At 58.4% G+C, this 8846-nt stretch carries 10 protein-coding genes; 5 read left to right on the top strand and 5 right to left on the bottom strand.

The window, feature by feature from the left end; all coding sequences use genetic code 11:
• The first annotated feature begins 282 nt into the window (after positions 1-282).
• Together rhtA and FGA82_RS13395 are read left to right on the top strand one after the other, a co-directional pair.
• A complete protein-coding gene (gene rhtA / locus FGA82_RS13400; RefSeq protein WP_141127437.1) occupies positions 283-1170 on the top strand; it encodes a threonine/homoserine exporter RhtA in 888 nt (295 codons plus the stop codon).
• Between the two features lie 168 nt (positions 1171-1338).
• Positions 1339-1620 carry a hypothetical protein gene (locus FGA82_RS13395; RefSeq protein ID WP_095120409.1) on the top strand — a complete coding sequence of 94 codons (282 nt, stop codon included), beginning with the start codon at positions 1339-1341 and terminating at the stop codon, positions 1618-1620.
• Between the two features lies 1 nt (position 1621).
• Here the strand turns inward: FGA82_RS13395 and FGA82_RS13390 are convergent, their stop codons facing one another.
• Positions 1622-2185, bottom strand: coding sequence for a TetR/AcrR family transcriptional regulator (locus FGA82_RS13390; protein ID WP_141127436.1), 564 nt, complete (start codon positions 2183-2185; stop codon positions 1622-1624).
• 91 nt (positions 2186-2276) lie between these two features.
• On the opposite strand from FGA82_RS13390, the gene FGA82_RS13385 reads away from it, so the two are divergent.
• Together FGA82_RS13385 and FGA82_RS13380 are read left to right on the top strand one after the other, a co-directional pair.
• Entirely contained in the window at positions 2277-3005 is a 729-nt protein-coding gene (locus FGA82_RS13385; RefSeq protein ID WP_141127435.1) for an SDR family oxidoreductase, read from the top strand.
• A gap of 35 nt (positions 3006-3040) precedes the next feature.
• Entirely contained in the window at positions 3041-3637 is a 597-nt protein-coding gene (locus tag FGA82_RS13380) for a 2-hydroxychromene-2-carboxylate isomerase (protein ID WP_141127434.1), read from the top strand.
• 43 nt (positions 3638-3680) lie between these two features.
• On the opposite strand, the gene FGA82_RS13375 is transcribed toward FGA82_RS13380, so the two are convergent.
• From FGA82_RS13375 to FGA82_RS13360, 4 genes are all read right to left on the bottom strand, one after another.
• A complete protein-coding gene (locus FGA82_RS13375; protein ID WP_141127433.1) occupies positions 3681-5489 on the bottom strand; it encodes an aminopeptidase P family protein in 1809 nt (602 codons plus the stop codon).
• A gap of 56 nt (positions 5490-5545) precedes the next feature.
• Positions 5546-6712, bottom strand: a complete 1167-nt coding sequence (locus FGA82_RS13370; RefSeq protein ID WP_141127432.1) for an aminotransferase class V-fold PLP-dependent enzyme — start codon at positions 6710-6712, stop codon at positions 5546-5548.
• A 204-nt stretch (positions 6713-6916) separates the two neighbouring features.
• A complete protein-coding gene (locus FGA82_RS13365) occupies positions 6917-7531 on the bottom strand; it encodes a LysE family translocator (RefSeq protein ID WP_141127431.1) in 615 nt (204 codons plus the stop codon).
• A 101-nt stretch (positions 7532-7632) separates the two neighbouring features.
• On the bottom strand, positions 7633-7890 hold the full coding sequence (locus FGA82_RS13360; RefSeq protein ID WP_141127430.1) for a hypothetical protein: 258 nt from the start codon (positions 7888-7890) through the stop codon (positions 7633-7635).
• Positions 7891-8279: 389 nt separating this feature from the next.
• Here FGA82_RS13360 and msuE point away from each other — a divergent pair, with 389 nt between their 5' ends.
• The gene (msuE, locus tag FGA82_RS13355; protein ID WP_141127429.1) at positions 8280-8843 is read left to right on the top strand and encodes an FMN reductase; all 564 of its coding nucleotides are present in this window, start codon (positions 8280-8282) and stop codon (positions 8841-8843) included.
• Positions 8844-8846: the final 3 nt, after the last annotated feature.

Genomic DNA, 8846 nt, shown 5'->3' with positions numbered 1-8846 from the left:
GTCAACACCTCTTTTTCAACTCCCTTTCGGCTTCGATGAACTGAAGCAACCTACTGTCGAAACCTACATAACTCATTGAATCTCAAGGAGTTTTCCGTTTCGACTGCGCCGGAAGTGGGGCGAATTATAGACATCTGAAATCTGCCGTCAACCGTTAATTTAGCTTTTCTATCGATCAGTTGAAAAAGGCCTCTTCTATATAGACGTAACTCGATCGAGTGCGCAGTATATTGCCCAACACCAACAATAAAGCTTTGCTCTCACTTTGGACGATGCCACGTAATGAATGACCAGCCACGCTCTCTTGCCTCAATGCTGTTCCCGGTTGGCCTGCTATTAATAGCCATGGCGTCGATCCAGTCCGGCGCCTCACTGGCCAAAAGCATGTTCCCTATCGTTGGCGCTCAGGGAACCACCACCCTGCGCCTGATCTTCGCCAGCGTTATCATGCTGTTGATACTGCGTCCATGGCGCGCCAGGTTAACCGCCAAGTCACTGCGCACGGTTATCGTCTATGGGATGGCACTGGGCGGTATGAATTTCCTCTTCTATATGTCGTTGCGCACCGTACCGCTGGGGATTGCCGTTGCCCTCGAATTCACCGGGCCACTGGCCGTGGCCATCTATGCCTCACGCCGTGCCATCGATTTTCTCTGGATCGCCTTGGCCGCCGCAGGCTTGATGTTGCTGATTCCAAGAGGCGCAACCAGTGCTGGAATCGATCTGGCAGGCGCCGGGTATGCACTGGGAGCGGGTGTCTGCTGGGCGCTGTACATTCTGTTCGGCCAGAAGGCTGGTGCCGATAATGGTGTAACGACCGCAGCATTAGGGGTAATGATCGCAGCACTGTTCGTCGCCCCTATCGGCATCGTGCATGCAGGTGCAGCCCTTTTGACCCCTTCGCTGATCCCGATTGCCATTGGCGTCGCCATCCTGTCCACCGCCCTGCCCTACACACTGGAGATGGTCGCCCTCACCCGCCTGCCGGCACGCACATTTGGCACATTGATGAGTATCGAACCAGCCTTCGGAGCGTTATCGGGCCTTCTGTTTCTGCATGAATTCCTCACACTGTCACAATGGATGGCGATCCTCTGCATTATTCTGGCGTCCGTCGGCGCCACCATGACCATGGGTAGTGCTGCGAAACCCGCCATCGCGGCTGATTGAGAGAGGTTTTTACGAAGGTCTGGCAATTAGCGCGCATTTAGGCCATGTTTAGACCCGTAACCCAATGCCAGACATGGATTTTTTCGGACAGGGACTTCAAAACGCTTAAAGCGCAAGCGAACACAGGCAAACCCGAGCGTCAGACTCGTGGCCGCTATAAGGACGGTAATGAAACGAATTTTGATACTGATCGCCATACTGGCTGTTGCGGGTTGTGCGGCGACTTCGGAAACTCAGGTAAAACGCGGGAAAAAAGGGCTGCACATCAACTGCTCCGGGCTATCGTCCTCCTGGGACAAGTGCTACGCCAGTGCCGCCAGTGCCTGCTTGCCGAAAGGCTACAAGGTCATCGCCAAATCCGGTGACGCCGTGGAAGAACCCGGCGATTACCCGTTCGGTCTCAATCCTGCGGGCTACACCAGTCGCAGTATGATCGTTATCTGTAAATAGATCAGCGCTGCCCGGCAATCTGCCGGCCGATCTCTTCATGGCTGGACTTCAGCACCGCTTGCTGAACGTCCGGCGTAGCCAACATGCGCGCCACCACCAATGCGCCGACGCATTGCGACAACACCGACCACGCCAGCGTCTCGCTTTCCAGTATCTGCGCCCAACGCGCGTGGAGCCGACAAATCCACAGCTCGGCCTGTTCGCGCACCTGCACATCCGATCGGGCAATTTCTGCCCCCAGCGCCGGCAACGCGCAACCGGCCTCAGGTTGTTCTACGTGGGCCATGCTCAGATAGTGTTTGAGACAGCGCGCCAGTCGCTCACGATCCTGCGTGCCCTCGCCTCCCAGTCGCTCAAGGCTTTGCCCCAACTCTCGCTCGACGATGGCGGTGAACAACGCATCCTTTGACGAAAAGTGACTGTAGAACGCCGCACCACTCAATCCAATAGCCTTCATCAAACCATCGACGCCCACCGTGGAAAACCCGGAGCGCTTCGCTGACAGCGCGCTGCTCTGCAGTAGCTTTTCCCGTGTTTCCAGCTTGTGACTGGCGGAGTAACGCATGTGTTTGCCCTCGAATCGACTGCCTTGACGTTGCCTGGATCCTAGCATAACGTTCGTTCACTTAACGATCGTTTAATAAAGGGATTCACCCATGAATAAGAAGAAGGTCGTATTGGTTGTCGGCGCCGGCGATGCCACGGGCGGAGCGATTGCCAAGCGTTTTGCCAGAGAAGGATTCGTCGCCTGCGTTACCCGACGCAGCGCCGACAAACTGCAACCGCTGGTGGACGCGATCATGGCTGAAGGCGGCGAAGCCCATGGCTTTGCTTGCGATGCGCGCAAGGAGGAAGACGTCATCGCCCTGATTGAAGACATCGAAACCCGCCTCGGGCCGATCGAAGCCTTTGTGTTCAATATCGGCGCCAATGTGCCGTGCAGCATTCTTGAGGAAACCGCGCGCAAGTATTTCAAGATCTGGGAGATGGCCTGTTTCTCAGGATTCCTCAATGCCCGTGAAGTGGCCAAACGCATGGTCACGCGCAATCGCGGCACGATTCTTTTCACCGGCGCCACCGCGGGACTTCGCGGCGCTTCCGGATTCGCCGCCTTCGCCGGTGCCAAACACGGCATCCGCGCACTGGCGCAAAGCATGGCGCGGGAACTGGGGCCAATGAACATCCACGTCGCCCATGTGGTGGTCGATGGTGCGATCGACACCGATTTCATTCGCAACAGTTTCCCCGAGAAGTACGCCACCAAAGATCAGGACGGCATCCTCAATCCCGAGCACATCGCCGAGAACTACTGGTATCTGCACAGTCAGCCACGGGATGCCTGGACGTTTGAGCTGGATCTGCGCCCTTGGAACGAACGCTGGTAAGACCCTGCCATAACAATAACGACAGAGACGCGAAAATGACGAAAATCGTGGAGTTCTATTTCGACCTCGGCAGCCCTGCCACCTATCTGGCCTACACCCAACTGCCGAAGATTTGCGCTGAGACGCACAGCGAGCTGATCTACATCCCGATGCTGCTGGGTGGCGTCTTCAAGGCAACCGGTAACGCATCACCGGCAATGATCCCGGCGAAGGGTCGGTATATGTTTCAGGATCTGGACCGCTACGCGAAACGCTATGGGGTGCCGCTGACATTCAATCCGCATTTCCCGATCAACACACTGATGTTGATGCGTGCCGTCACTGGCATCCAGTTGCGTCAGCCAGAACGCTTTGAGGCGTTTATCGATTGTCTGTTCACGGCGCTATGGGTTGAAGGACGCAGCCTGGACGAACCGGCGACGGTCGCCGCTGTGCTGAGCGAACACGGTTTCGATCCGCTTGAAGTGCTGGCACTGACTAACGACGAGTCCGTCAAAGCCGTACTCAAGGACAACACCGAGACCGCGGTTAAACGCGGGGTGTTCGGGGCACCCAGTATGTTTATCGGCAATCAGCTGTTCTTCGGCCAGGATCGGCTCGACTTTGTTGAGGAAGCCTTGCGCCAAGGCTAAGCGACCATTCAGGCGCTGATAACAGCGCCTGAATGGCAACCGGTCAGATGGCAGCCGTGCGGGTGTTCAGCCATTCCAGCGCAGCACCTTCAAGCAACGGGCTCAGGCGCTCACGCACTTGCGCGTGATAGTCGTTGAACCACTGCTTCTCTTCCTCCGTCAGCAGCGCTGGCAGCAGGCAACGCGTGTCAATCGGGCACAGCGTCAAGGTTTCAAACTTGAGGAACTCACCGAATTCGCTGCTGCCCGCCTCGCGGTTCATCGCCAGGTTCTCGATGCGCACACCCCAACGGCCCGGACGGTAAGTGCCCGGCTCGATCGAGGTGATCATCCCCGGCTGCATGGCCGTTTGCGGTGCAGGCGCGGCCTGATAGGCAATCACCTGTGGGCCTTCATGGACGTTGAGGAAATAGCCAACGCCATGACCAGTGCCGTGACCGTAATCCACGCTGTCGGCCCAGATCGGCGCGCGGGCAATGGCGTCGAGCAGCGGCGAGAGAATGCCTTTCGGGAACTGTGCACGCGACAGCGCAATCACGCCTTTCAACACGCGCGTGCAATCGCGCTTCTGCTCTTCGGTCGGTGTGCCCACCGGCACCATCCGCGTAATGTCCGTGGTGCCGCCCAAATATTGGCCACCCGAGTCGATCAGCAGCAAGCCGTCACCCTCGATCACCGCGTGTTCTTCTTCGGTCGCGTGGTAATGCGGCATCGCGCCATTGGCGTTGAACGCGGCAATGGTGTTGAAACTCAGTGAGACATAATCCGGACGACGCTCACGGGCAGCGGTGAGCTTTTCGTCGATGGTCAATTCGGTAATGCGTTCGCGACCCCAAGCCGATTCCAGCCAAGCGAAGAATTCGCACAGCGCCGCACCGTCCTGCTCCATGGCTTGGCGAATGTGCCGAGCATCGGCTTCACTTTTCTGCGACTTGGCCAGCGTAGTCGGGTTCAAGCCTTCGACCAGCTTCACGCCGCTGTCGAGGTTATCCAGCAAACCGCTGGTCACTCGCGCCGGGTCCACCAGCAGACTCGCACCACTCGGCACCGCGCGCAGGGCATCGGCGACTTCGCTGTAATCACGCAGCGTCACGCCATCCTGTTCCAGTACCGCGCGTAAATCCGCGTCGACCTTGATCAGCGCCACGAACAATGTGGCCTGCTGTTGATCGATCAACGCAAATGAAACAAACACCGGGTTGAACGACACATCGCCACCGCGCAGGTTGAACAGCCAGGCGATGTCGTCGAGGGTGGCAATGAAATGCCAGTCAGCCCCCCGCTCTTGCAAGGTTTCGCGCAGCTTGGCGAGTTTCTCGCCACGGCTGACGGTCGCTTGCGGCGGCAGATGCTGATAAATCGGTGCGTTCGGCAGGCTCGGGCGATCGCTCCAGACTTCCTGCAGCAGATCGATGTCGGTACGCAGTCGTGCACCACGTGCTTCCAGTTTGCTGCTCAGCGTACGCGCCGACGCCACGGCCATCACCGCACCGTCAACCGCAACCACGCCACCTTCCGGTGTCTGCTCGGCGAGCCAGTCCAGCGGGCTCGGTTGACCCGGTTGCAACTTGACCAGCTCGATGCCGCTGCCGTTGAGTTCCTTGCTCGCCTGTTCCCAGTAACGACTGTCGGCCCAGACACCGGCGAAATCAGCGGTGACAATCAACGTCCCGACCGAACCATGGAAGCCCGACAACCACTGCCGGCCCTGCCAGTAACCCGGAAGATACTCCGACAAATGCGGGTCGGCGGACGGCACCAGCAGTGCGTGAATGCCTTCGCGGCGCATCAGTTCACGGGTGTGCGCCAGGCGCTGGGGCACCGATCCTTCGGTCGAGGTCTGGGTACTCATCATGTCTCCTGCTAATCACTTCATCGTTATTGTTCGTAGCCGTTAGGTCGGCTCGTTTAAAGCCCTGTCGCCCAGAATGCCGGAGCACTGGTGCAGGCGGTCTTGATCAGCTGAACGGCCTTGTCGATATCTTCGGCGGTGGTGAAACGGCCGAGGCTCAAGCGAATGGTGCGACCGGCCAGATACGCGTCATGCCCCAACGCCAATAGCACGTGGGACGGCGCGTTACTCGCCGAATTGCAGGCCGAGGTCGCGGAAAAGGCGATCGAATGGCTCAACGCCGCGCTGTTGAATTCGCCTTCGCTGAAGGTCAGGCTCAAGGTGTGCGGTATGCGCTGAGTCGCGCAGCCATTGAGGCGCACGCCCGGCAGGCCGAGCAGTTGTTCGAGCAGTTGTTCACGCAATGCGACGATGGTTTTTTTCTCGGCATCGAACGCCTCGGCGGCCAAGGCAAACGCGGCGCCCATTCCGGCAATCTGGTGCGTCGCCAACGTTCCGGAGCGCAAACCGCCCTCGTGACCACCGCCATGAATCTGCGCGTGTAAACGCTGCTGCGCTCGCGGGCCGACGTACAACGCGCCGATGCCTTTGGGGCCGTAAAGTTTGTGCGCGGAAAACGACATCAGATCCACCGGCCATTGCCCCAGATCGATGGCCACTTTGCCGGCACCCTGCGCCGCATCGACATGGAACAACGCTTCTCGACTGCGCACCACTTCGCCAATCGCTTGAACATCATTGACGGTGCCCAACTCGTTGTTGACCAGCATCAGCGACACCAGAAAGGTGTCTTCACGCATGGCTTCACTGACCGCTTGCGGCGTGATCAGGCCATCGGCGTCCGGCACCAGATAGGTCACGGCGATGCCGGCGTCCTGCAATTGGCGGGCGGTATCGAGGATGGCTTTGTGTTCGATCTGGCTGGTGATGATGTGGCCGCCGGACACGCCGCGCGCCTGGGCCACACCTTTAAGGGCAAGGTTATTGGACTCGGTGGCACCGGAGGTCCAGACGATCTGTTCGGCCTGAGCGCCGACCAGTTCGGCGACCTGTCGGCGGGCCTGCTCGACCGTGTGTCGGGCCTGCTGGCCGAACGCGTGGGAGCTGGAAGCCGGGTTGCCAAAGTTACCGTGAAACCCCAGACACTCGATCATCACCTGGATGACCCGCTCGTCGACCGGGGTGGTGGCGGCGTAATCGAAATACAACGGACGTGTGTTCATAAAAGACTCGCAGAGCGTGTTCCGGGATCAGGAGGCTCGTGTCTGCAAACGGTACGGCGCAGCCTTGTGAGCTGCGCGTCGGTTCGAGAGCGTCATCAATACCTGATCGGATGCCGTTAAAGAAGAACAACTTCATTCAAAGTGCGTAGGAACGCTCCTGAAGTCGAGCTTAACAGGCATCCGGCCTGCGGTTGAAGCGATGCGTCAGCTAAAGCTTTCGAGAAGTAACGGGTACAGCGAAATCACCAACAGTGCCGCCATGCCCCAGTTGAACACGCGCAACCAGCGCGGATCCTTCAGCACATTGCGCAACAACGTACCGCAGGCCGCCCAGACGCCGACACTCGGCAGGTTGATGATGGCGAACACCGCCGCAATCACCACGACATTGGTGAAATAACCCTGCATCGGCGTATAGGTGCTGATGGCACCGATGGCCATGATCCACGCCTTGGGATTGACCCACTGAAACGCGGCCGCGCCGAGGTAGCTGATCGGCTTCGCCTTGCCTTCGGCACTGTCGCCGACAGGTCCCGAGTGCGCAATTTTCCATGCCAGATACAACAGATACGCCGCGCCGACGTAGCGCAGAACCGTATAAAGAATCGGATAGCTCTGAAACACCGCGCCGAGGCCAAAGCCCACAGCCACGACCAGAACAAAGAAGCCGCAAGTAATCCCGAGCATGTGCGGGATGGTGCGGTTGAAGCCGAAGTTCACCCCCGAAGCCAGCAACATGGTGTTGTTCGGTCCAGGTGTAATCGAGGTGACAAGGGCAAACAGGGCAAAGCCCAACAGCAGGTCAAGCGAGAGGTTCATGGCAGGCAATCCATCAGGGTCATTCAGGTGTTGACCCTATCCCACGCCGCCGGGCAAGCCCACGGACAGTTGGGTAAAACTTCCACCAGTACAGTTTGTTTTCAGCTAGGACGACCGTGCAGCTGTACGGCACGTTCGGCACTCATTTCCGCTTTTTTGTCGAACTGGGTCTGACCGAGCAATTGGGCTTTTTTCGCGTGGTATTCGTCGAAGGACAAGCCGCTGCGATTGAGTGTTTCCATCGCCAATTCGCGGGATTCTTCATCGGTGTAAGGGCGCAGTTCCGGTGAAACGTGTCCGGCACAACCGGCGAGTACGGAGACAGCGAGTAACAGGGAAACAGTCAGTAAACGATTCATGGGAGCGTCCTGGCGAGCAATGGGAGTCGATGGACAAAGGCTACGCCCGGGCATGCTCGCGCAGAAATCAACGCTCTCAATAGTGGCTATCAGGAAATCGACACGCGTAGGCGTATATCTCCTAACGATCTATAAATATCGATTAACGTTCTTTTACGGAATAACAAACAGCCTTTATAACTTCATCCATGCGCTGACCACTGTTGCTCCAGCAACTGTTGCTCAGCCAACACCGATTCAACAAAGCGCCTCGTTACTCACAGGGGCGACCGCCACACTAACGCTCAACGCCTTGTAAACCGGGGCTTGCAGGAATTGGTACAGCGCTTGCTCAGACCCGGTGACTTACTCACTTCTCGCTGAGCAACTGTTGAAAAAAGGAACTGATCATGTCGCGTCCCCTGAAAGTCGTCGCCCTCTCCGGCGGCACCTGGCGTCCGTCCCGTACTTTGGTGCTGACCCAAGCCTTGCTCGCCGAACTGGCCGGGCACTTGACCATCGAAAGCCATTTGATCGAACTCGGTGATATCGCTCGCCCGCTCGGCGGCGCGCTTTCGCGTCAGGAACTCAGTGCCGAGGTTGAAGCCGAGTTGCGGGCCATTGAACAGGCCGATCTGTTGATTGTTGCCGCGCCGGTTTATCGCGGTTCTTATCCGGGCCTGCTCAAGCATCTGTTCGACCTGATCGACCTCAACGCACTGATCGACACGCCGGTGCTGCTCGCCGCTACCGGCGGCAGCGAACGCCATGCGCTGGTGCTCGATCACCAATTGCGGCCGCTGTTCAGCTTCTTCCAGGCCATGACTTTGCCGATCGGCGTGTACGCCACCGAAGCCGACTTCGCCGATTACCAGATCACCAGCGAACTGTTGAAGGCGCGTATCCGCCTGGCCGCCGAACGCGCCGCGCCGCTGTTCGCCACGCAAATCAAACCCTTGCTGAAAATCGCCTGAGGA

Source organism: Pseudomonas fluorescens, from assembly GCF_005938625.1.
GTDB classification, from domain to species: domain Bacteria; phylum Pseudomonadota; class Gammaproteobacteria; order Pseudomonadales; family Pseudomonadaceae; genus Aquipseudomonas; species Aquipseudomonas fluorescens_BD.
Note: the sequence above shows the minus strand (reverse complement) of the source record. Positions and strands in the feature narration are given on the sequence as shown.